The sequence below is a fragment of the Psychrobacter namhaensis genome (assembly GCF_016107545.1).
Classification (GTDB): Bacteria; Pseudomonadota; Gammaproteobacteria; order Pseudomonadales; family Moraxellaceae; genus Psychrobacter; species Psychrobacter namhaensis.
Window position 1 is genome coordinate 33310 of record NZ_JABASS010000007.1, and the last position, 23701, is coordinate 57010.

Sequence of the window (23701 nt, forward strand, 5' to 3'; positions counted from 1 at the left end):
TCTAAATAAAACAGATACATCACATTCTGAGGTGGAACTGGAATAAATTTTTCTGGCGTGCTGTGCCTGCGCAGACAGAGGCTGCAAAAAATTCATCCAGCCCCACTATATCGCTTTTTTACTAAACTCAATATACTTAAAGTTAACATTACGTCCATTTCACTTCTGGAGGTAATAACAATTGATTAGGATGCAAGCCACCTGCACGGTAGCTGTCCAATAAAGAGCTAATCGGCCGTATATACACCTCACCGCGCCATACGAAATGCGCGTTTGCCTGCTCAAAAGGCTTATCATCAAACCACAAAAATACCCCCTCCATCATCTTTGGCCAGTCATTCCAATCAATCTCAATCACGTCAAACATCACCGCTAGAAATGCAGACAGCAAGGTATCATGACTAACCGCAAGCATTAAATGTCCATGCTGGGGCTGGCTTTGATAAAAAAGCGACAAAATATCTAGCCCCCCTTGGTAAGCATTTTTAGTCCCTTCAAGATTGCCTTGTAAGAAGCGATTGATAAAATTAAGCACGCCAATTTCTTTAAACACGGGATTGGCAATTTCAGGCTCAGTGACAAGGCTACCAGGCTCAACCAATAATGACTGATGCGAAATATCACGTCGCAGCCCTGCTCCTTCTTGCATCAGTTGCGCGGTATCAATACAGCGACCAATCGGACTTGAGATACTATCGACATCAAGTGAATACGGCAGATGTCCTGCCAGCCAACGTCCCCAAGATTTCGCCAAGACACGGCCTTTTGGGGTTAGTGGTAGCTGATAACTGGCAAAACCATTCCCATCAGAGCGCTCACGAAGGGAGTGTCTGGTAAATAATATCAGCCGTTTATCTTCCGGCAGTAAGCGGACGGAAGAAATCATGCTGTCAGGTAAGTGTGATGGTGCTGGAGCGCTTGGACTGTGACTTGCAAGCTTAGCAGCAGACAACTTGGACGGGGTGGTAATAAGATATTTACTCATGCTAGCAAGCGTAGCAGATTTTTTATCCCGAAAGAACAAAATATAAATTCAGTTGCAATATAAGTATGAGTAAGTCTATTAGATTAGAAAAAGGACGTCTGAACGGAAATCCTATAATGCCAATAGTAGCAAAGGCATTTGTACTTATTGGTTTGATTCTAAAAAATATCAACTACTTTATCCCACGCAAACGCTAATGCTGTGCTACTAATCTCGTTAGGATATGCTCGCGGATTAACAATCACCCGTGTCTTACCAATCCGGTAATCAAATGCTTCATGAGTGTGCCCATGTACCCAAAGCACTGGTGCCCAATCCTGATGCATCCAGCCAGACAAATCACTGACGAACGCTGCATTGCTGGGCAGATTGGCATACTTCTCAGACACAGATAGAGGGCTGACACTGTGATGGCTCATCACGACCGTTTTTTTGCCAAGCACTCGCGCCGTTATTAACGCTTGCTGCAGCCACTGGCGCTGCTCAGCATGGATTTGCATCGATACCTCAGGAGAAAATAACTCACTACCGGCATAGATTTGCTTATAATCACGCATAAAGCGTTTGGCTGCAGCCATTGTGTCGTCATTGGCTTGATACTGATAATCCGTCCACAGTGTACAGCCTAAGATGCGTATATCCCCAATATCAATATACTGACACTGTAGCACTTTAACACCCTGCTGCAACTCATCACTATAGTTGTCCCAAGTCGCTAACTTTTTATCAAAATGCAGCACATCTTCATTAAAGTACTCGTGGTTACCAGCAATAGTAATCAATGGCACTTGTAAGCGTGCTGCTTGCTCTTGTAGCCAAGGCATACCACTGTCACTGTTGGCCGTGTCTCCTGCGACTAACAGCATATCTGCGTCGGTTTTAGGGATCTGCCCCACAGAACGCGATTGCCGTGCATAACTGTCAATATGTAAGTCACTTAAAATCTGTAATTTCATATTGTCCAACGTCATCCAATAATGTCATTATTAAAATTTGAGTATCAAAAAAAACCTTCATCACTCACGTTCCCGTCTAGGAAGTTAAACGTATTTGATGGCGTCCCTCATACTCTCGAGAATGGTATCAGTCTAAATTTAAGTAGTGTAGCAGCTTTTTCTCTACCATCAAAAAGTAAAAAGACAGCGGATTAGGCTGTCTTTTATTGCTCTATAATAAGTACAACTTACATACTTTGAAGTATTTTCTGCAATTTAGCAGCGGGGTCTGCGGCTTGGGTAATGGAACGACCAATAACCAGATAATCTGATCCAGCGCTCAACGCCTGTTTTGGGGTACAAATGCGTTTTTGATCGTCAGCACTATCCTCTACCAATCGTATGCCAGGCGTGACTAGTTTAAAGTCAGGCCCACATAGGGCTTTGAGCGTTTGAGCTTCTTGAGCGGAACATACCACGCCATCCAGACCCGCTTGCTTGGTCAATTGTGCCAATCGACTCACTTGCGTATCTAAACGATCAGGGATACCCGTTTGCATCAACGCTTCCGCATCCATAGATGTCAGGACCGTTACCGCGATCAATAAGGTATTAAGATCATTGTCTAACAAACGCTGTTTTGCCAATGACATCGCCTCTAAACCAGCGCTTGCATGAACATTAACCATCCAGACGCCAAGCTCAGCGGCTGCTAAAACGGCTTGGGCAGTGGTATTAGGAATATCATGAAACTTTAAGTCCAAAAATACCTCAAAACCACGCTGATGTAGCGATTTAACGATATCTGGGCCACAGCGAGTGAACAGCTCTTTACCTACTTTTAATCGACACAATGTTGGATCTAATTGGTCAGCTAGAGTTAGAGAGGCCTCCATGGTCATATTATCTAACGCGACTATGACTGGAGAAAGGACGGTTTTATTCATAGGGGTGCCACTTTATATCAAGGTTATCAAATTATTATGTATCGACTGCTTGGCAACTGATTCATCCTATCACCAATCAATAATCTCGCTTTTTCTTGGTTAAGGTCGCACCTTCGTCTAGACTGTGTGATGTTTCATCGTGCACATTAGTGGCAGTCGCCCCATAAACCGCTTCCTCTACCGAAGGCGCATTTGCTTGGCGGTCAATAACGACATTGGCTTGTGTCAACTGCTCTTGCAGGTTGGCATTGGCCTTTTGGAGACGGGAGATTTCCCACTTATTCTGTAGCACGCGAAAGATAAGCAATGCTAGTAAAATACCAATGATAATGCCAAGTATCAGACAAAGGATCAGCAGCAACCCTAAATTCATCGTAGGTGCTTGTAAAAATAGTAGATTGACGCCAACTTCGGTATTATTTGCCAACACCAAACCAAGGGCGTAAGCAAAGCTTAAAAACAATAAGACAAACAGTAAAAATCGCATGAGAGGTATACCTCGGTTTGGAGTGTCATTTGCATGTTGAAGTTAAAGCCATACAGAAGCCGCTGATAAACCAGATTAATACTGGTTTTATCTCATTACCGCTTATGACTACTAACTGTTTGCAACTTTATCATTGACTGCTTCACGTAGCGCTTTACCTGGCTTAAAGTGTGGAATGGCTTTCGCGGGTACGGGTACGCTTTCTCCTGTTTTAGGATTGCGGCCCATGCGAGCACGGCGATGATGTAGACAAAAACTGCCAAATCCGCGAACTTCCACCCGACCATCATTGGCTAACGTGTGGGTCATTAGGTTTAATATTTCACGCACTGCATCATCGACCACGGTATCAGTCACATTTTCGCAGTTCGCACTCAGATTACTAATAAATTCAGACTTGTTAATCGTTTGCTGCATTATTACGCTTGCCTTGTTGATTGCTGGATAAGATGATTATGAATCAGACTTTTTTTTCAGTCACTGCGCTTAATTAGCGATTTTTAAAAACTATTTGTGAGAACGTAAGTACCTTAGAATCATAAAAAGAAAACTTCATAACTCGAACAATACTACGGTCTTAAATAATCTGTGATTCACATCTCGTTACTCAATGTACGAAATGATAGCGGATATTATCGTAAATGGAAATAAGAGTTTACGGGTTTAGGCAAAAACCTTGCCGATTAACCACCGGATCAAAATTTAGTCACAAAAAAAGCGACCGGAGTCGCTTTTTTTACATTACTTTATATCAATAAGGTATCGCTTACTGCATTTGTTCTTTGATCAAGTCACCAATGGTTTTTGGCTGAGCATCAGAACCTGCAGCAGCAGTCGTGTTGGTGCTACCAAGATCTTTAATCGCTTGACGCTCTTCAGCTTCGTCTTTCGCTTTGATAGACAAGTTGATGTTGCGTGTTTTACGATCAACACTGATGATTTTCGCTTCAACGTCATCACCAACAGACAGATGCTTAGTCGCATCTTCAACGCGGTCACGCTGAATCTCAGAAGCGCGTAGATACGCTTCAACTTCGTCAGCAAGCTCGATAGTAGCGCCTTTAGCATCTACTTCTTTTACTTTACCATTTACGATAGCACCGCGGTCGTTACCGACTAGGTACTCGTTAAATGGATCAGAGCTCAACTGCTTCACGCCTAGGCTGATACGGTTGGCTTCTGCATCTACAGACAATACCATTGCTTCTACAGTGTCGCCTTTATTGTAGTTACGGATAGCATCTTCGCCAGTTTCGTTCCAAGAGATATCAGATAGATGAACAAGACCATCGATACCACCGTCTAGACCGATAAAGATACCGAAGTCAGTGATTGATTTGATCGTACCAGTGATTTTATCACCGCGCTCATGTTTCTTATCAAACTCATCCCATGGGTTAGCTAGAGTCTGTTTAATACCTAGGCTGATACGGCGACGCTCTTCGTCGATATCAAGAATCATTACTTCAACTTCATCGCCCACTTGAACAACTTTTGATGGGTGGATGTTTTTGTTGGTATGATCCATTTCTGATACGTGTACTAGACCTTCGATACCTTCAGAAATCTCAGCAAAACAACCATAATCAGTCAAGTTAGTTACGCGAGCTTTCACTACGCTACCCACTGGGTAAGTACCGCCAACGTTGTCCCAAGGATCAGTACCAAGTTGTTTTAGACCTAGGCTTACGCGATTGCGCTCACGGTCAAACTTCAATACTTTAACTTTTAGGTCTTGACCAACTTCAACAACTTCAGATGGATGCTTGATACGGCGCCATGCCATGTCAGTGATGTGCAATAGACCATCGATACCACCTAGATCAACGAACGCGCCGTAATCAGTAAGGTTCTTAACGATACCTTCGATCTCGATACCTTCTTCAAGTTTGTTCAATAGCTCTTCGCGCTCAGCTGAATTTTCAGCTTCCATGACGGCACGGCGGCTAACAACAACGTTGTTACGCTTTTGATCAAGCTTGATAACTTTGAATTCTAGCTCTTTGCCTTCAAGATGCGTCGTATCACGGATAGGACGTACATCTACCAATGAACCTGGTAAGAATGCGCGTACTGAACCGATATCTACCGTGAAACCGCCTTTAACTTTACTTGAGATAATACCTTTTACGATCTCATCGTTGTCAGCGATTTTTTCAAGGAAGTTCCAAGTTTCAACGCGTTTGGCTTTTTCGCGTGACAGTAGGGTTTGACCCATACCGTTATCAACCGCTTCAACTACGACATCAACGCTATCGCCAACTTCAACTTCAAGTTCGCCTTCTTCGCTTAAAAACTCTTCACGAGCGACGATACCTTCAGATTTAAGACCAGTATCTACTGTGATCCAATCGCTATCGATGGCCACAACAGTACCTGTAATAACCGAGCCACGCTCGATATCCAGGCCCTGCTCTTCAATGCTCGCTTCAAATAGTTCAGCAAATGATTCCATTATGTCTACCTTTGTATAGCCGTATCCTGTCCAGCACAGTACGGATCAAATTTATGACTGCATAAAACGAGAATACTGGTTTTATATCTTACGCAGTCATATAAAAAAACGTTTGTTGCTAATAAGCGAATGATTGAACAAACTCACTAGCAACAAGTGTCTTATGTTAATGCTTTTTGCTTAGTCAACTCTTTTTACTTAGTCAAACTGATTCTCTACGCTGTGGTTTGAAAAAAAGCTAACATCTAACAGTATGATTTTATACTAAAAACACCGCCTATGCTAAGCTTTTTAGTACTTACTATGTTGTTTTTATTAACTATTAAAACAAATACCTTGATCTTGGCAATGTTTTTTAACTTGTTCATAAACCGTATTTGCATCTAACGTTGAGCTATCGAGTAGCAGCGCATCTTCTGCAGGTTTTGATGGTGCGGTCGTCCGGTTCTCATCACGTTCATCACGGGCTTTAATCGTGGCTAAAATCGCATCAAAATCAGCTGTTTGACCGGCATTTAGTAGCTGAGTCACACGGCGCTCGGCCCGCGCTTCCGCACTCGCTGTCAAATAAACCTTAACATCCGCATCTGGAAACACAACCGTACCCATATCACGCCCATCAGCGACGAGTCCTGAACGTGTCGCCATATCTTGCTGCAACTTTAGCAGAGCCTGGCGAACTGTGGGAAATACCGCTATCTGGGAGGCATACCCACCAACCGTTTCGTTACGGACTTGCTCACCTACTGCCTCACCATTCACCAGTATATCGACACGTCCTGACTCGTTGTTAGGCACAAAGGCGATCTCTAAGCTTTGTGTTAACGCTAATACCGCTGTCTCATCAATAGTTTGGTTGGTATCGGCAGTGATCAACCCAGCTTCAAACGCTTTGAGACCTACGATACGATAGAGGGCGCCTGAGTCTAGCAACTGATAGTTTAGAGCTTGGGCCAAGCGCCACGTCACTGTACCTTTACCGGCGCCACTTGGCCCATCAATACAAATAACAGGATAACGCAATGGCTTTACTTGGCTAGTATCATCACTACTAAGTGGCGTGTTATCAGCTGTAGAAACGGTCATAATACTCACTTAATAGTAGGCATACTTATACGGCTGCTTGTAGGCGACTACCAGCATGATATCCATTTATTTATCAAATACTTGACAGCAAATTAAGAAGCTCGCTACCAAATAGTGCAGCATTATAGCAAATAAACCTGCCCATCACTAGCCACAAGACCGATATCTTGTTAATTACTTACGTTGTTTTTCTTTTTTGCAGCTTGTCGGCGTTCACGGAAAAACGCCTTGAGTATCTGACTGCTATGCTCACGACACAAGCCATGATGCACGCCGATTGTATGATTATAAAACGGCTGCATCGGTAAATTTATTTGACTACCCACCATGCCGGCCCGAGGCTCGCTTGCCGCATACACTAGCCTATCAACACGTGCGTGAATGAGCGCACCAATACACATGGTACATGGCTCTAAAGTGACATACAAAGTCGTCTGCAAGGGTAAGCGATAGTTTTTTAAACGAGCGCAAGCATCCCTTAGGGCTATGATTTCGGCATGGGCAGTCGCATCATGGCGGCCAATGGGTTCATTGAAGCCTTGACCGATAACCTGCTGATTATGTACCAGTATAGCGCCTACTGGCACTTCGCCAAGCTCAGCACCTTGTTTGGCTAACTTAAGAGCTTCTTGCATCCATTTAACATCTTGAGGTGACCAAAAGGTACAACTCTCAAGCCTTGAAGGCGTTAACTGGTCAGCTCTTAACTGCGGCCGCTGTAAATCAAAAGGAAGAGTATTTATCATTTACTGTGGTAACTGCCAATCAATCGGCTTTTGCCCATGCTGCCGCAGATAGTCATTGGTTTTAGAAAAGGGTTTGGTACCAAAGAAGCCACCACGGTTAGCAGCAAGTGGCGATGGATGTACCGCTGTCAAGATCAGGTGCTTATCTGTGTTGATATATTTACCCTTTTTCTGTGCCTTGCTACCCCATAAGATAAACACGGTATGCTCTGTTTGTTCGTTAACCACATCAATGACCGCATCGGTAAACTGCTCCCAGCCTTTATTCTGATGGCTGTTGGGCGCTCCTTCTTGTACCGTCAGTGAGCTATTCAATAGCAAAACCCCTTGCTGCGCCCAGTAAGTCAGATCGCCGTGCGCCGAGGGCTTGATACCAATATCGTCTGCCATCTCTTTCAATAAATTGTTAAGTGAGGGCGGCTTTGGTATGGCTTTGGGCACAGAAAAGGACAACCCCATTGCCTGCCCTGGACGATGATACGGATCCTGACCTAAGATAACCACTTTTACCTGTGATAAAGGCGTTAAGTTAAAGGCATTGAACATCAGCGGTGCAGGAGGATAAATACTCTCATCTGACTGATAAGCATCCTTTAGAAATGCCCGTAGATCATCCATATTATGAGAGGTTAACTCCTCTGCTAGTGCTGTTTTCCAATCCTCGGGCAGGCGGACATTGTCTAAAATCGCCTGCTTTTGCTCTGAGGTCTTCGTCGTCTTTTCGTCAAACAACGCCATACTGTTTCCTTTTTACTTTTTTGTAAGAATCTTTTTGTAAGAATCACTGAATCAATGTTCTATAAAACCGCTGCAACTCAAGATTAATAAATTTGATAATAGCTTTGGCTAAATTATAGCAATAAAAAAACGGCTACCGCAGTAACCGTTTTTATAATGTAGTCATCGTTCTTATAATATTGGTACAAGACGCTTTAGCTGGCTAACGACTCAGAATCTGGATGTGGTTCGTGAGTCTCAACAACCGTCAACACAATACGGCTGTCGGCTGACCCTTTATCTGAGCGCTTACCCCTACTTTTATCAAGATTTACCGTATCGTCATCTTGTGCATCGGTGGCCTCAGGCGCCAAAGTAAGCTGTACTACCCCGCCGTTGACCAAGTCACCAAACAAAATCATACTTGCCAACGGCTTTTTGATCTCATCTTGAATCAGACGCTGCATTGGACGTGCACCCATTAGACGATCATAGCCTTTATCAGCTAAGTAGTCGCGTACCTCATCATCAATCTCTAGCGTCACTTGCTTGTCATCGAGCTGTACTTGTAGCTCAACCAAGAACTTATCGACCACTGATACTACAACTGAGGTGTCTAGTGGATTGAACTGAATGATGGCATCCAAGCGATTACGGAACTCAGGCGTAAAGACACGTTTGAGAGCTTCAGTGTTATCACGACTATGATCTTGCTGCGTAAAGCCCATGGACGAGCGACTGATGCTATCCGCACCGACATTCGTCGTCATAATAACAATGACTTGCTTAAAGATAGCGACACGACCATTATTGTCAGTCAATGTACCATGATCCATGACTTGTAATAACAGGTTAAAGACATCAGGGTGCGCTTTTTCGATCTCATCAAGTAACAAAACGCAATGCGGATGTTGATTGATCTTTTCAGTAAGCAAACCACCTTGATCATAACCGACATAGCCTGGCGGCGCACCAATTAGGCGTGAGGCGGTATGGGCTTCCATATACTCTGACATATCGAAGCGTACCAACTCGACACCGAGCAAATTGGCTAGCTGACGTGACACTTCTGTTTTACCAACCCCAGTCGGACCAGCAAACATAAATGAACCAATGGGCTTGTCAGGCGCTTTGAGGCCAGCACGCGACAATTTAATCGCATCTGCTAACGTTTCAATCGCTTCATCTTGCCCAAATACTAAGTGCTTAAGATCACGATCTAAGTGCTCAAGAATACTCTTATCATCACTCGATACTGACTTGGGCGGAATACGCGCAAGCTTAGCAATGATCGCTTCAATATCTGCCACATCGATTTTCATCGGTGGCTTTTTCTTGGCGTTAGACGCTTTAGAGTCATCCGATGATTGGGCGCGGTCATTGGCTTTTGCCGCATCTGCTTCATCTTGCATCTCACTATCAGTAGCGTCATGAGCCACGTCGCTATCAGCATCCTCATCAATCTGGGCATCAAAGTCTTGCTCTAGATCCGCAATGAAGTTTTCTTCTGCATCAATATCATCGGCATCAGGAATAACGCCCAAACGTTTATACGCACCCGCTTCATCAATCACGTCAATGGCCTTATCCGGCAAAAAGCGCTCATGGATGTGTTTAGCGGACAACTGTACAGCAGTGACCAAGGCCTCATCTGTGTACTCAACGTTATGAAACTCTTCGTAACGTGGTTTAAGACCCCGTAAAATATCAATACTGTCATCGACACTAGGTTCTTTCACATCGATTTTTTGGAAACGACGCGACAATGCATGATCCTTTTCAAATACCTGACGATACTCGGTAAAGGTCGTTGAACCAATACAGCGTAACTCTCCATTGGCAAGCGCTGGCTTGATTAGGTTGGACACATCCATATTACTGCTCATGGACGAGCCTGCGCCAATAATCATATGAATCTCATCAATAAACAAGATAGCATTAGGCTTTTTCTTTAGGGCATCGAGCAGTGATTTCATACGTTTTTCAAAATCACCACGATATTTAGTGCCCGCAATCAATGAACCAATATCAAGACTATAGATGACACAACCGTTCAGTGGCTTCGGCGCTCTATCATTGATAATCAACCATGCCAAACCTTCAGCAATAGAAGTCTTGCCAACACCCGGCTCACCTACCAATAAGGGATTGTTTTTACGGCGGCGGCACAGTACTTGCGCGGCGCGCTCAATCTCAGAGGCACGGCCAATCAGTGGGTCTGTTTTGCCCTCAGCGGCGCGCTGGTTTAAGTTGGTGGCAAACTCTACCAATGGATCTTTACTGGTCTTCTCTGACGCACTACGGCGCTCACCAGTCATAGAAGCACGCGGCTCAGCTGGCTCGTCTTTATCTTGTCCATGTGACAAGTATTGGGTTAGCTCAAGACGGCTAATACCTTGTTTTTTCAGTAAATAAACCGCGTACGTATCATGCTCAGAAAACATAGACACTAAAATATCTGAACCTTCGACAAGGCGGCCACCGCCAATAGACTGCACGTGAAAAATAGCACGTTGCAAAATACGATCAAAGCTTTGGGTCGGCTGCGGCGATTGTTCCGAATCTGCGTCGACGGTTGGCGTGTGTTTACTAATATAAGCCTCAAGCTCAGTGCGCAGCGTTGAAACATTGGCATTACACGCAGTTAAGGTATTGGCAGCGTGAGTATTTTCTAACAATGCCAGTAATAGATGTTCAACAGTGAGATACTCATGCGATTTTTGGCGCGCAAGCGTCATTGCTAAACGTAGAGAAACTTCAAGATGACGACTTAACATAACGACTTCCTACGGTTATACCTATCTTTATAATTGATAGCTTTATGAATGAGTTAGTAAGTAAATCAGGGCGACAGATGGATTGTTCAAGGGCAACATCCGTATTATTAAAAGGTATCATGAAATGACATTGGTCATGCATTGCTTACCTAGCATGGTTACCCACTTATCATCGATCAAGAGAGTTAACCACTCACATTCTCTTTTCTTTATCTCAACACGATACTTCAGCAGAGTCAATCTATTAACACAGACTAAAATGTATCGAAGCATATTACATCTTGATAGACACAAAAATAATAGAGCAGCAACGCTCAGGAAACTGGGTAGATACAAGAGAGTTTGGTTATAAGATAACGAAGGGAGGTATAAAAATTTGGCTGTTTTTTATTTAAGCACGGAGCGGAACAAAAATTTCTAAGACAACGCTGCTTGAATATCGATGCTATTAAAAAACGATACTAGAAGAGGAGTGATACAAGACCTCTGGCTCTGCCCCTACTTAACGGGGTGACTTACTATATAAGGCTATATTAGAAGAAAATCAAGGTTGTGATAATAATACAGCCATTCATTCAGTATGTTTTATAAGAAAGATGTGATCAATGAGGACTTGGTGCAGAGTGCTTATTAAGCTGGCTATCAAGGTAAACTATTTATAAGCTGTACTGATGGTTTGATATCACAAGGCAGAAAAAGCAAAAGCAAAAGCAAAAGCAAAAGCAAAGTGAGAGTTGCACATTAACATCTGTACAATGTTTTTATTCGCCTTGGTGCGGCTCTATTTGAGTCAGTAGCGGATAGCCTTCACGATGGGCAAGGCTGTTCACTTTTTTGGCCTTAGTTTCAGCAATATCTTTAGGATAAATACCCGCAATGCCTTTGCTACTGTTGTGAATCGTCAGCATAATTTCCACCGCAGAATCCATACTATGACGGAACTCCGACTGTAAAATATAGACGACGAATTCCATGGGCGTATAGTTATCATTATACATAACCACGGCATACATCGGCGGCTTAGCCACTTCTGGCTCTGCCACCAATACGTCTGCTTGCGGCGAGGTTTCCCCATCGGTATCGCCCTCTTGTGCACGATGAGCAGGCATATTTGGGAAGTGCCAATCAGAAACCGTTGGCGTAGCTTGTAATATCATTTTTTTCATCATAATAAAAATACAGTTATCAGGTGTTTTTGAAGTAAGAAAGAGTAGACAGGCAGGAAACCACGCAGAGAACAAAACATCATTTAAGGACTATGTCATTATTGCTTTATGATTGATTAAGGCTCAATGGGACTTTCATCGACTTCCGGCAAGTCCAAAAGTGACAACGGCAGGTTATCAACTCGATCGCCAAGCTTCCAATCATACAGCTGTTCCGCTTTCTGCCCACCTGCTTGTACGCTCAGTTTCACTTGTAGAGGTTTAAAACCTGAGGGCATCATAAAGCGGCCCCGAATACGAGTGATGCCTTCAATGGAGTAAGTTACGGGATCTAATGGCACTTCTACAAAGTCATTGTCATTGAGTAACGTCAAGGTGGGCTTTAAACGCTTGGCTTCTCCATCACTTGCCAGCATACCGATATCAAAACCATATTCAAAGGCGTTCTCAGGTAGTGGTTCAATCTTAGCGCCAAGTATTTGTAAGGGCATACCACCTTTTTGGCTAATGAAATCAGCGTAGAGTTCATTCAGCTGCGCGACTTGCTTGTTTTCAATCGTTAATTCTTGCTGGTTTTCACGCAACTCTTTTAGATTGGCCAAGCTTATTGCCAGCTCTTGCTTGGCTGTAACGGCTTGAGTGGTCGCTATTTTATTACTGTGCCTTAATTCTTTTAGCGCTTTAGTTGCCTCAGTGCTATTGATTAACGCTTGCTTGGTTTCAGTTTGCATCGAATGAAAGCCGCGCTGATACCCCAGTTTATGACCAAATATAAGACTCACGCCCGCAGTCACTAGGATGACCACGACAAATAACGCCAGTACCAGTGTCGATGCCCCTTTTTGCGCCCTACCCGTCGTATTTGCTAGGCAATCCTGACTAATCAGAAAATGTGGTCTACGCTCCAAAAGAGGTAAAGCAGAATCTTGGCACGATGAACGTGCTGGCTGTGAGCAAAAGCGTAGTATGAGCTTAACACGCATTTAGACAGTATCTCTTAACAGTAAAGGCAAGTTATTATAGCGGAATTTATAATCAATACCTAGCACCGTAAATGTGAATAGAGTGGCGATAAGAACCGGTACTAAGGGACAATAGGAGCAAAGTTTAGCCCCATTGTTTCATCAAATCCAAACATAACATTCATATTCTGTACCGCTTGGCCCGCCGCCCCTTTTACCAAGTTATCCTGCACGACGATAACGGTTAGCTCAGCACGCTCATTGTCTTGATGCACGGCAATACGTAAGCGATTGCTGGCACGGACGCTACGGGTGTCTGGATAAATACCCTGTGGCATAACATCAATGAACGGCTCTGAGGCATAAACACTCTCAAATGCGTGTTGCCAATCAATGGCCGCACCAGCCTCAGTAAGCTCCATGTGAATAGAGCTGAGCATGCCACGAATCATGGGCACAAGATGCGGTAAAAAACGAATGCGATGGGTAAACTGACTGTCTAACAGCTGGGCGACGCCTTGCTCAATCTCGGGCAGGTGACGATGTCCTTCAACGCTATACGCTTTAAAATTATCGGTGGTTTCAGTATAGTTAAGCGCAAGCTTTGCTTGACGTCCAGCGCCTGAAACACCAGATTTGGCATCAATGACAATACGAGGCTCAACCAGTCTTTGTGCCTGCTTATTTTGTGCTTCTATTATGGGTTTTAAGCCCAAAATAGCCGTGGTCGGATAACAGCCAGGATTGCCGACGACTAAAGCACTGGCAAGCTTATTGCGATTGACTTCAGGTAATCCATAAACGGCTGTTTTTAGCAGCTCAGGACAAGCATGCGACTGTTGATACCACTGCTCAAAATCGGTCAATGACTGTAAACGAAAGTCAGCCGCCAAATCGATCACTTTTACGCCTGCTTGAGTGAGGGCTTCAGCTTGCTGCATGGCAACGCCATGCGGTGTCGCAAAAAATACCACATCGCACTTCTGCAACGTAGCAAGTGTGTTATCACCTAAGTCACTAAAGACAATATCTGAGACACCGCGTAAGCTTGGAAATATCTCATCAGCGCGTGTACCCGCTTCGCTACGCGACGTTAGTAAATCAATCGAGACTTTAGGATGCGCCGACAACAGACGAATCAACTCAACACCTGTATAGCCTGTACCACCAACAATCGCTGCTGAAATCATAAGATAGCCTTTTTTCTTGTACTCAGTAAAAACATTCTAAATCGCTATAAAAGTCACTTTTTAGCTTAATCAACCAAAAAGTGATCGCTTCTAAATTTTAGAGTGTTTAGATTTGATAGTCATGTACCGCATCAATAAACACTTTAGCATGGTCAGGGTTGACCCACTGAGTAATGCCATGACCTAAGTTTGCGATGTAACCTGTTTTTTCACCGTTAGCATACGCACTATCAAGCATCGCATTCACTTCACTACGGATAGACGCAGGTGATCCGTACAGTGTTGCTGGATCCAAGTTACCTTGAATCGCTTTACTACTCTGTAGTTTTTTATGCTGTTTGGTCAACTGGCGCTGACTTTCAGTCAATACTTGCCGCGCACGATCGATCGGCATCGTCCAGTCTAGGCCGAGTGCATCCGCTTCGCTGTCCGCTTGAACATCGAGCCATAACCCGCCGCCCTTAGTGAATAACACCACAGGTATTTGTGGATGGCGTACCTTTAATTCAGCGACAATACGCTTGTTATAAGCGTGAGAAAAATCAATAAATTGACGATGACCAAGTGCCCCGCCCCAACTATCAAATATTTGTAAGACTTGAGCACCAGCGACCACTTGCGCATCTAAATAGTCAATCACAGCCGTTGCCAACTTATCTAACAGTTGATGTAAAAAATCAGGATTGCTATATAAAAAACCTTTGGTATAACGATAATCTTTTGAGCTACCACCCTCAATCATATAGGTCGCTAGTGTCCATGGACTACCAGAAAAACCAAATAATGGTACTTGACCATTTAGCGCTTTACGAATGCTCGTCACCGCACGCATGACATAATCAAGAGAGTCATTAGCGTCTAGCACGGGCAGTCTATCAAGATCAGCCTGTTGGCGAATCGGATGTTTAAACTTAGGACCTTCACCCGTCTCAAAGTATAAACCCAATCCCATAGCGTCAGGGATGGTCAAGATATCACTGAATAAAATAGCGGCGTCCAAATCGTAACGACGCAGAGGCTGCAACGTCACTTCAGTGGCACGGTCTGTATCTCTACATAGGCTCATAAAGTCACCCGCCTCAGCGCGAGTCGCCTTATATTCTGGTAAATAACGACCTGCTTGACGCATCATCCAGACTGGCGTGGTATCGATCGTCTCAAAGCGTAGTGCCCGTAGCAATCTATCGTTTTTTAACGGCGCAAATTCTTGCCCAATTGAGTCACTATTATCTGAAGCACTCATGTACAAATCTCCAAAACAACACAGTCTTATATGTCTTAATAGATACTATGCTGGTTAAAATAAGTTGAATAAAGGAATAAAAAACGCTTATAACGTGTAGATAGTGACGTCTGATCTGAATGTTCTTAACAGCGTTAACTGATATGACGCTTTAGACTTTATAAGTATGATTTGCTGTGACGCTGGATAAAAATAGCTTACCTATACAATAGATAAGCTATTTCAATCAGGAAAATCTGCTTAACCATTCACGTACTATACTGTCAAAGCCAAGTTATCACGGTGCACCATGACGACGCGCTCTTCGTTACTACCAAAGATCTTATCAAAATGTTCTGTCCGCTCACGAGCCACTCGGCGCGCATCATGCGACGAGAAATTCACTTGTCCAACTGCTATACGCTCGCCTGTATCCTGATGAATAATCTCTACCACATCCCCTTCATCAAAGCCGCCACGCACCTCTACCACACCGACTGGTAACAGACTTCTATTGTGCTCAGTCAACGCCTTTGCCGCACCAGCATCGACCACCAAGCTGCCTGACATGCGTAGATGCGCCGCCAGCCACTGCTTACGAGCAATAATTTTGTCTTCATCGTTGGTCGTCAAAAGCGTACCGACCGCTTCACCTGACACCACGCGTGTGATGACATCGTCAATAGCCCCGCTCACGATTACGGTTGGACAGCCACCCATTGCAGCAAGACGACCTGCACGGATTTTGGTCAACATACCCCCGCGTCCAAGCTTTCCGCCATCTCCTGCTATATCAAACAAGTAATCCGCCATTGCACGCTCTTGGCGAATCATCTTGGCATCAGGATTGTCACGCGGGTTATCAGTGAACACGCCCTCTTGATCCGTTAAGATAATGTACAAATCAGCATTAACCATCGCTGCTGCCATCGCCCCTAACGTGTCATTATCACCAAATTTAATTTCATCAATGGTAATGGTATCATTTTCATTAATGACGGGTAGCACGCGCCATTCTAGTAATTGCGTGAGCGCACCTGTCGTATTGAGATAACGGCTACGATTAGACAAGTCATCATGCGTCAGCAGTAGCTGCGAGCTTTGGATACCATGCTGGATCAGTGCTGACCACCATGTTTCAATCAAACCCATTTGACCAATAGAAGCACAAGCCTGTAGTGCAGCCAGTTTTTTAGGGCGTTCCTCAAGGTTCATGCGTACCACACCTTCAGCCACTGCACCTGATGATACCAGCAGTACTTCGACCCCTTGCTTATGTAGCTTAGCGATCTGCTTTGCCCACTCGTATATGGCAGTTCGATCTAGCCCTCGGCCGTTATTGGTTAACAGCGATGAACCAATCTTGACAATAACGCGCTGAATATCAAAGTTGCGAGTTTGTTTAATAAACCTTGCTTCTTCGGTCGTTTTTTCCATGTCACCTGCCATATAAACTCCTGTTTCTCATGTGAATTGATTACGGGGAATAATTAAAAAATTCTAGTATATCAGCTCAAGCGTGGTCGCTTAAGGAACATAAACCACCTCAACACCATCTTCATCGTCATCATCAAGATCGCTATCATTGGCTAAATCCAAGCCTTCACGCTGGGCTTTGCGAGCCGCGCGATACGCTTCGCGCTGAGCTTCTGTATTTACACGTACTTCCGCTTCTAAACGCTCAAAGCGTTCTTTTTGCGCTTCAGCGAAGATCGGGTCTTCTATTTCACGCTCACGCTCACGCTCAATTTCATTCATTAAGTGGTATTTGACCGCATCCACGCCTTCACCAGTCAGGGTTGCGGTGCGGAAAACCATACCTGTCCAACCAAGCTCTGCCACAATGTGCGTGCAAAGCTCATTCAAGTCTTCGTCATCGACCTGATCAATTTTGTTCAATACCAAAATTTGCGGTAAGTTGGCCAATTCAGGAGAGAAGCGCTCAAGCTCATTTAAGATAACGCGAGCATTTTCTACCGGATCGCTACCATCAATTGGTTTTACATCGACCAAGTGCAGCAAGCGGCGCGTACGAGCCACGTGCTTTAAAAAGCGAATGCCCAGTCCAGCCCCTTCTGATGCGCCTTCAATAAGACCAGGAATATCAGCCATGACAAAGGAGCGATGACGTCCAATATCCACCACGCCCAAGTTTGGCACTAGCGTGGTAAACGGATAGTCAGCCACTTTCGGTCTGGCAGCAGAGACTTGACGGATAAAAGTAGATTTACCCGCATTAGGTAGACCGACCAAACCCACATCAGCCACTACTTTTAGCTCAAACTTGAGGATTTTTAACTCCCCTTCAAAACCTGATGTGGCTTTGCGCGGGGCTTGGTTCGTAGAGCTTTTGAAATGCGTATTACCCAGTCCACCGTCGCCGCCTTTGGCAATCAGCAATTTCTGGCCAATTTCAACTAAGTCTCCCAGCACCTCATCTGTTTCAGTGTCGACCACAGTGGTACCAATCGGTACTGGCAAATAAATATCGTCAGAGCCTTTACCTGAGCAGTTCTTACTGTGTCCGTTTTCACCGCGCATCGCGTCATAGCGACGGGTATAGCGATAGTCGACTAAGGTGTTGGTGTTGTCATCAGCGATGACATAGACGTCGCCGCCACTACCACCATCACCGCCATCAGGACCACCACGCGGTACATATTTTTCTCGGCGAAAACTGGCGATTCCGTTACCACCGTCACCTGCTTTTACCGTTACGACGGCTTCATCAATAAATCGCATCTTACGTTCCTTAATTTACAATCCAGTGTATATACTGGTACAGCCAACGGCTATATTTTAGGTTGTTACTATATCGTGCTGCCCTAGTGAACGCAGCAAGCAATGGAATTGCTCTTAGCATTCATTATGACAATAACACCCGATAACCAATCGGACTATCGGGTGTTTGGTATGACACTTCAAATTATGCTTAATTTCTGACAGAAACCTCAAGTAAAATCTTCGCCAGCCTAACGCTTACTACCGTATTTTATGAGGTTGCCACTTTGCCAAATTTGGCATTTTATGCTGGAATCTGAGTATAACTAATTCCAGCCATTTGTGTCGCCAAACGTAATACTTGAGTGCTGTAACCTACTTCGTTGTCATACCAAATATAAACAATGGCATGATTATCCGTCAAGATCGTTGCTTGTGCATCAACGATACCGACGTGCGTGTCACCGACAAAATCAGTCGATACCGCTTCTGTCGAATCCGTATAAGCAATCTGTGTCTGCCAAGTACTGCTGTTGGCCACTTTACGCATGAACTTGTTTAACGCCTCTGCACTTTCTGGAGCAGATTTAAGATTCAAGTTTAAAATCGCTAAGCTGACGTTGGGAGTAGGTACACGAATGGCATTACCAGTGAGTTTACCACTCAAGGCTGGTAACGCTTTGCCCACTGCTTTTGCCGCGCCCGTACTGGTGATCACCATATTAAGGACCGCACTACGACCACGACGATCTGCTTTATGGTAGTTATCAATTAGGTTTTGGTCATTAGTAAATGAATGAATCGTTTCAACGTGACCGTTTTCGATACCGTACTCATCGTTCAATACTTTTAAAGTTGGGGTGATAGCATTAGTGGTACAGCTCGCTGCACTCACAATCGTGTCATCGCCAACCGTGTCGTTATTCACACCGTACACGACGTTTTTGATATCGCCACCAGCTGGCGCCGTTAATAGCACTTTTTTTACACCTGTAGACTGCACGTGCTTACCAAGACCCGCTTCGTCTTTCCAGATGCCTGTATTATCAATAACCAAGGCATTGTCGATGCCATAAACGGTATAGTCAATGCTACTTGGATCATTGGCATAGATAACCTGGACAAAGCGACCATTGATAATCAAGCCGTTGTTTTCTTCATCTACCACCACGGCACCCGCGAAGCTACCATGAATTGAGTCACGCTCTAATAATGAGGCACGTTTTGCCAAATCACCAGCGGCAGCAGGACGGACCACAATGGCTTTTAGCTGTAGCCCTTTTGCACTCGACGCCTGTGACAATAATAGGCGCGTTAAGATACGACCAATACGGCCAAAACCATATAGCACAACATCCGTTGCAGGATTCACTGTACTTTCACTGATATTAACCGCTTGAAGGGCCGCTTGTAAGCTGGTGTCATTGGCGATCAACTGTCCAACATCAACCTGTGCAGACTGGAGACTGTCATTTTCTGCCAGCGTTTTAACCATCGCTAAGGTAGCAGCGATATCGATAGATTGGGCTTCTTGATTACGTAGCGCTACTTTTTGATGTAATGCTAATATTTGACCAACTGAGGTAGTATTTAGCGTGTCACCAAACAAGGTCACTTGTACGTCTTGCTCATTGTAGAGCTTATTCAATAGCCCCATAAGCTCAATCGCTTGTTGCTCTTGATTATTATAGTGGCCTAAGTGGTCTTGATGTAGTTGGCGTAAGGTATCAGCGTTGCTCACGAGAAACATCCTTATGGTCGGTAATGTATGATCAGTAAAGTTTAAAAAATATAGAGTAGATAGGTGATGCGCAGTTACTCTAGTATGGAAACCACACACTATTAGTGTCAGTGATAAAGTGTAGAGTAGATAGATTGCTTAGATTTTAGCCTAAAACGCCTTATTTTGCCAGTGATAACCGATCTGCTAGGGTCGATAAGGTATTTTATTAGCCTATATTGGTTATTATAAAAATAAAGGCAGCCAATTGAGCTACCTTTATTTTTATTGTTTTAAGTCTTGGATATGACACATCAAGAGCTGTCCATCCTTTAACGTATCAGTTAAGCAGGTATAGGCAACTATGGCACTAGATTCACCGTTTGATTGGTTTGCGGTGTCAACTTAAACTCTTTTAAGTCATAGCCTTGTTGTTGGGCAATCTGCCGATATTTAGCATAGGTTTCCTGAGTCACATTTGGCGAGCGCGCTAATAACCAGAGATATTCTTTATCAGGTGTCCCTACCAAAGCCGTTTTGTAATCAGCGTCGCGTGCTAGCACCCAATAATCGGCACGGCCCACTGGCAACCAGCGTAACCAAGAAGGTAAAAATGTGACTTTTAGTTTGCTTCCTGATTCATCAACTGGCTTAGCTAAACCTTCAGCAACGATGCTAGAACCGTCTTTATCCATACACTTATTAGTGACTATAATACCTGACCCATCTGTTTTTTTAGTGTAGTTGGCGGTCACATCACCAGCACAATTACGCTGAAAATACATGGGCAAGCGTCCTATCTCATACCACGTCCCAGTATATTTATTGAGATCAACATGATCCACAGTAGTCGGTGTACTGGCCGACTTATGTATGATGGCACTCGGCTCAATAGACAGCGTTTCTGTCGTGGTTTTCTCAGTCGTTGCGTCAGCCGCCATACTATTACTGGTGTTAACCGGCGGCGTTGCAGCGTAAGCTGAAAATGCTGCTAGCGGTATGATAATAGCTAAGGCAATACCTGTGTGCTTGATCAGTCCATTCATAAATATACGCTCCGGTATGTCTTGATACGAGGTGTGAGTTGCGGTTGATGAGGAACTGATACTTTGCCCCAGTCCCCCTTTTCGTTCTAGTTTTTTTGGTAACACCTCTGCATGATCCTCTAAAAACCCTGACAGCATGGGTTCTTTTTCGGCCAGCTTTGTGGTCTGCTTATAGCCATCAGAGTAATAGCCATTAGTAATATCTGTGCTTTCACTAACGCTGGATTTTGACCCTTTATTTTTTATAGTGGTGCTGTCAAGCATAACAGACTCTTTGTTTTTTAAAGGGCCAGTGTTTGCACTTTTATAGCCAAAATTACTGTCTTGCATGGAGGTGTTTTTTGCAGCCTGTTTTAAGTCGTTATCATTCGGAACATCATGGTTATAGCTAGCATCGTTGCTGGCATAGCTTGTCTGTCGCCCATTACTACCATTTAAGTAATAACGATCCGACTGGCTATTCTGCTGAGACTGAGAACCAGCTTCCTGTGAATCAGACCATACTGATTGAGGTAACTTATTGGTTTTCATAGGGGTACCATATTAGTAGTGACTGTTAAAATTCTTTACTCATAACACTCGTTTGATCCAATCTATGGGCGTTATTTACTGACAAAACGCTTTTACTGTGTGAGCTTGTGCGGCAAAACTTAAATATTATTAGATTAGAAAGAATAAGATTGGCATTTGATAAGCAAATTGCTTATCACAATTAGAGTCAATTCTCTTTAAATTAGGTAGTATATATTAAGGGGAGATTGACTATTAAAACAGTGTTGCAATGTAGGGAAACGCAACGGTTTGTAAGTAATTATGTGCTTATGGTGTCCAACAAACACACAGTTACTCACCGGATAAATATGTTCAAAATCAGTTATTTGCTTTGCTGGGTTTCAATACTCCATCGCACTGTCGCGACTAGCGTGATTATGTCTACCAGCCGTTACACTTTAGGTTTTTGTGATGAAAGAAACTGACGAATACCAGCCACACTAACCCCACCGTATGATATTGCTTGATCAATTAGTGTCGGTGATAATCCGCCCAAACCGATAATCGGTATATCAGACAATTGTGCTAATGCGGACCATGTCTCCCAACCAAGTGAGACAGCATCTGGATGGGTTTGGGTAGCTAACACAGGTGATAAGAAAGACCCAACTACTGGAGGTAGTTGTTGCTGCAATCGAGCTCTAGCAAGTTTATTAGCTGCTGTAATGCTGTCGGCATCATGGCAACTGACGATTAATGGATGAGAGCTTGAGATTCCTTGGTCAGGCATCGCCGCATCCTGAGCATCATTAAACCACTGCATCAATGCCGTATGGGTTAAATGATGAGCAACAACGTGAGTATCAGTGCCTAAAAACTGGCTATCGGCGTGATGAGGGACAATCACATGGATATCTGGACGCGCCCGCGTCAACTGCGCAATGAGCTTCTCTGTGCCCGCTTCTTTTGTTCGCACATACACCCATGCTGCGACTGTTAGTTTTTCTTGATGACATTGCAGCCACGCTACCGCTGGGTCAGAATGGTCATCAAAATGTGACAGTGGATAAGTAATCGTTATATTTTCTGGCAATTTTAGCCATTCAAGCATCGTCTTGTTGGCAGCTGGCAAGTCATATTTCTCGGCCAATAAATCCGCTTTAGTTACCCACGTCAACGCCTGCTTTTCTAGCCCGTATTGGCAGTGCTTGTGCTGCTCATACTGCGGCGCTGTTAGCTCAATCTTATAAACCTGTAAGCTCACTTGCTTATCGCCATAGTCATGATGTAGGCGGCCAAGTTTAACGATCGTGTTCTCATGAATGGCAAACCCTGTCTCTTCAGCGACTTCTCGGATGACTGCCTGCTTTGCGTCTTCACTCGCCTCTATTTTACCGCCTACGAACTCATAACGATTACCCTGATGTTGCGCAGCATTTCTAAATCCAAGCAAATACTGTTCTTTATAGTGAATAACTGCCACCGCAACGTTGACGACAGTCGCCTTCTCACAGGTGGTTGAATGGTTTGATGGGCTTGGCATAGGAAGATCCTTTATTGCTATTTTTATGACGTTTCTGACTTCTCACTTTATAAGGTGAAAAGGCCTACTAAATCCACGTTAACGTATTTTTTATCCATTATTGTGATAAAAAATATGACTTATAAGGGCGATATCAGGGTTGCTTTAGATAAGTTTACACAATGACTGCAATTTATTTTATTAATTAGCTTGCAAAATCTTTGAATGTAAATGATAATTATTATCGTTAAAAGGCAGTCATTCTATTGCTCCTTCACTCAGCCACTTTTTATCAAAAGGAATTTACCATGAGCATGGTCATCTCTCGTTATTTGAATTGCCGTGAAAACCGCTTACCTACCTTACAGTCGCAGCATCTGTTTGCCCTCACCAAAGAAGTGCGTATCGAACATGAAGGTGAAGAGTACCGTCTACGTTTAACCCGTAACAATCGCTTGATTTTGACTAAATAAACAGAGAATAACGTCAGCACTCTTATAAAAAAACGCCTTCATTCAAAGGCGT

20 protein-coding genes are annotated in these 23701 nt (G+C 44.0%); 1 reads left to right on the forward strand and 19 read right to left on the reverse strand.

Annotated features, from left to right (window positions below; all coding sequences use genetic code 11):
• Positions 1-148: 148 nt before the first annotated feature.
• From JFC06_RS07130 to JFC06_RS07220, 19 genes are all read right to left on the reverse strand, one after another.
• On the reverse strand, positions 149-985 hold the full coding sequence (locus tag JFC06_RS07130) for a histidine phosphatase family protein (protein ID WP_193005351.1): 837 nt from the start codon (positions 983-985) through the stop codon (positions 149-151).
• A 158-nt stretch (positions 986-1143) separates the two neighbouring features.
• Positions 1144-1941 carry a metallophosphoesterase gene (locus JFC06_RS07135; RefSeq protein ID WP_227670119.1) on the reverse strand — a complete coding sequence of 266 codons (798 nt, stop codon included), beginning with the start codon at positions 1939-1941 and terminating at the stop codon, positions 1144-1146.
• A gap of 227 nt (positions 1942-2168) precedes the next feature.
• Positions 2169-2867 (reverse strand): orotidine-5'-phosphate decarboxylase, encoded by a 699-nt coding sequence (gene pyrF / locus JFC06_RS07140; RefSeq protein WP_198334493.1) that lies wholly within the window; start codon positions 2865-2867, stop codon positions 2169-2171.
• Positions 2868-2943: 76 nt separating this feature from the next.
• Positions 2944-3354, reverse strand: coding sequence for a lipopolysaccharide assembly protein LapA domain-containing protein (locus JFC06_RS07145; RefSeq protein ID WP_193005348.1), 411 nt, complete (start codon positions 3352-3354; stop codon positions 2944-2946).
• A 111-nt stretch (positions 3355-3465) separates the two neighbouring features.
• On the reverse strand, positions 3466-3771 hold the full coding sequence (locus tag JFC06_RS07150; RefSeq protein ID WP_193005347.1) for an integration host factor subunit beta: 306 nt from the start codon (positions 3769-3771) through the stop codon (positions 3466-3468).
• Positions 3772-4120: 349 nt separating this feature from the next.
• Positions 4121-5809: a 30S ribosomal protein S1 gene (gene rpsA / locus JFC06_RS07155; protein ID WP_193005346.1), complete on the reverse strand. Its 1689-nt coding sequence runs from the start codon at positions 5807-5809 to the stop codon at positions 4121-4123.
• 315 nt (positions 5810-6124) lie between these two features.
• A complete protein-coding gene (cmk, locus tag JFC06_RS07160; RefSeq protein WP_198334494.1) occupies positions 6125-6895 on the reverse strand; it encodes a (d)CMP kinase in 771 nt (256 codons plus the stop codon).
• Positions 6896-7065: 170 nt separating this feature from the next.
• Positions 7066-7641, reverse strand: coding sequence for a tRNA adenosine(34) deaminase TadA (gene tadA / locus JFC06_RS07165; protein ID WP_406947918.1), 576 nt, complete (start codon positions 7639-7641; stop codon positions 7066-7068).
• A complete protein-coding gene (locus JFC06_RS07170) occupies positions 7642-8379 on the reverse strand; it encodes a uracil-DNA glycosylase (RefSeq protein ID WP_198334496.1) in 738 nt (245 codons plus the stop codon).
• Positions 8380-8573: 194 nt separating this feature from the next.
• Positions 8574-11135 (reverse strand): ATP-dependent Clp protease ATP-binding subunit ClpA, encoded by a 2562-nt coding sequence (gene clpA, locus JFC06_RS07175; RefSeq protein ID WP_198334497.1) that lies wholly within the window; start codon positions 11133-11135, stop codon positions 8574-8576.
• A gap of 761 nt (positions 11136-11896) precedes the next feature.
• Positions 11897-12292, reverse strand: coding sequence for an ATP-dependent Clp protease adaptor ClpS (locus JFC06_RS07180; protein WP_198334498.1), 396 nt, complete (start codon positions 12290-12292; stop codon positions 11897-11899).
• Between the two features lie 125 nt (positions 12293-12417).
• Positions 12418-13284 (reverse strand): hypothetical protein, encoded by an 867-nt coding sequence (locus tag JFC06_RS07185; RefSeq protein WP_198334499.1) that lies wholly within the window; start codon positions 13282-13284, stop codon positions 12418-12420.
• Positions 13285-13385: 101 nt separating this feature from the next.
• Entirely contained in the window at positions 13386-14453 is a 1068-nt protein-coding gene (gene argC / locus JFC06_RS07190) for an N-acetyl-gamma-glutamyl-phosphate reductase (protein WP_198334500.1), read from the reverse strand.
• 106 nt (positions 14454-14559) lie between these two features.
• The gene (gene hemE, locus JFC06_RS07195) at positions 14560-15696 is read right to left on the reverse strand and encodes a uroporphyrinogen decarboxylase (protein ID WP_193005794.1); all 1137 of its coding nucleotides are present in this window, start codon (positions 15694-15696) and stop codon (positions 14560-14562) included.
• Between the two features lie 255 nt (positions 15697-15951).
• Complete coding sequence (proB, locus tag JFC06_RS07200; RefSeq protein WP_198334501.1) at positions 15952-17124, reverse strand: glutamate 5-kinase; 1173 nt, start codon at positions 17122-17124, stop codon at positions 15952-15954.
• A 78-nt stretch (positions 17125-17202) separates the two neighbouring features.
• Positions 17203-18417: an Obg family GTPase CgtA gene (cgtA, locus tag JFC06_RS07205; protein ID WP_193005792.1), complete on the reverse strand. Its 1215-nt coding sequence runs from the start codon at positions 18415-18417 to the stop codon at positions 17203-17205.
• 283 nt (positions 18418-18700) lie between these two features.
• Entirely contained in the window at positions 18701-20146 is a 1446-nt protein-coding gene (locus JFC06_RS07210) for a glyceraldehyde-3-phosphate dehydrogenase (RefSeq protein WP_198334502.1), read from the reverse strand.
• 332 nt (positions 20147-20478) lie between these two features.
• Positions 20479-21693: a lipocalin family protein gene (locus JFC06_RS07215; RefSeq protein ID WP_198334503.1), complete on the reverse strand. Its 1215-nt coding sequence runs from the start codon at positions 21691-21693 to the stop codon at positions 20479-20481.
• A gap of 412 nt (positions 21694-22105) precedes the next feature.
• The gene (locus JFC06_RS07220; protein ID WP_198334504.1) at positions 22106-23197 is read right to left on the reverse strand and encodes an NUDIX domain-containing protein; all 1092 of its coding nucleotides are present in this window, start codon (positions 23195-23197) and stop codon (positions 22106-22108) included.
• 293 nt (positions 23198-23490) lie between these two features.
• Here JFC06_RS07220 and hemP point away from each other — a divergent pair, with 293 nt between their 5' ends.
• Positions 23491-23649, forward strand: a complete 159-nt coding sequence (hemP, locus tag JFC06_RS07225; RefSeq protein ID WP_227672156.1) for a hemin uptake protein HemP — start codon at positions 23491-23493, stop codon at positions 23647-23649.
• The last annotated feature ends 52 nt before the right edge of the window (positions 23650-23701 follow it).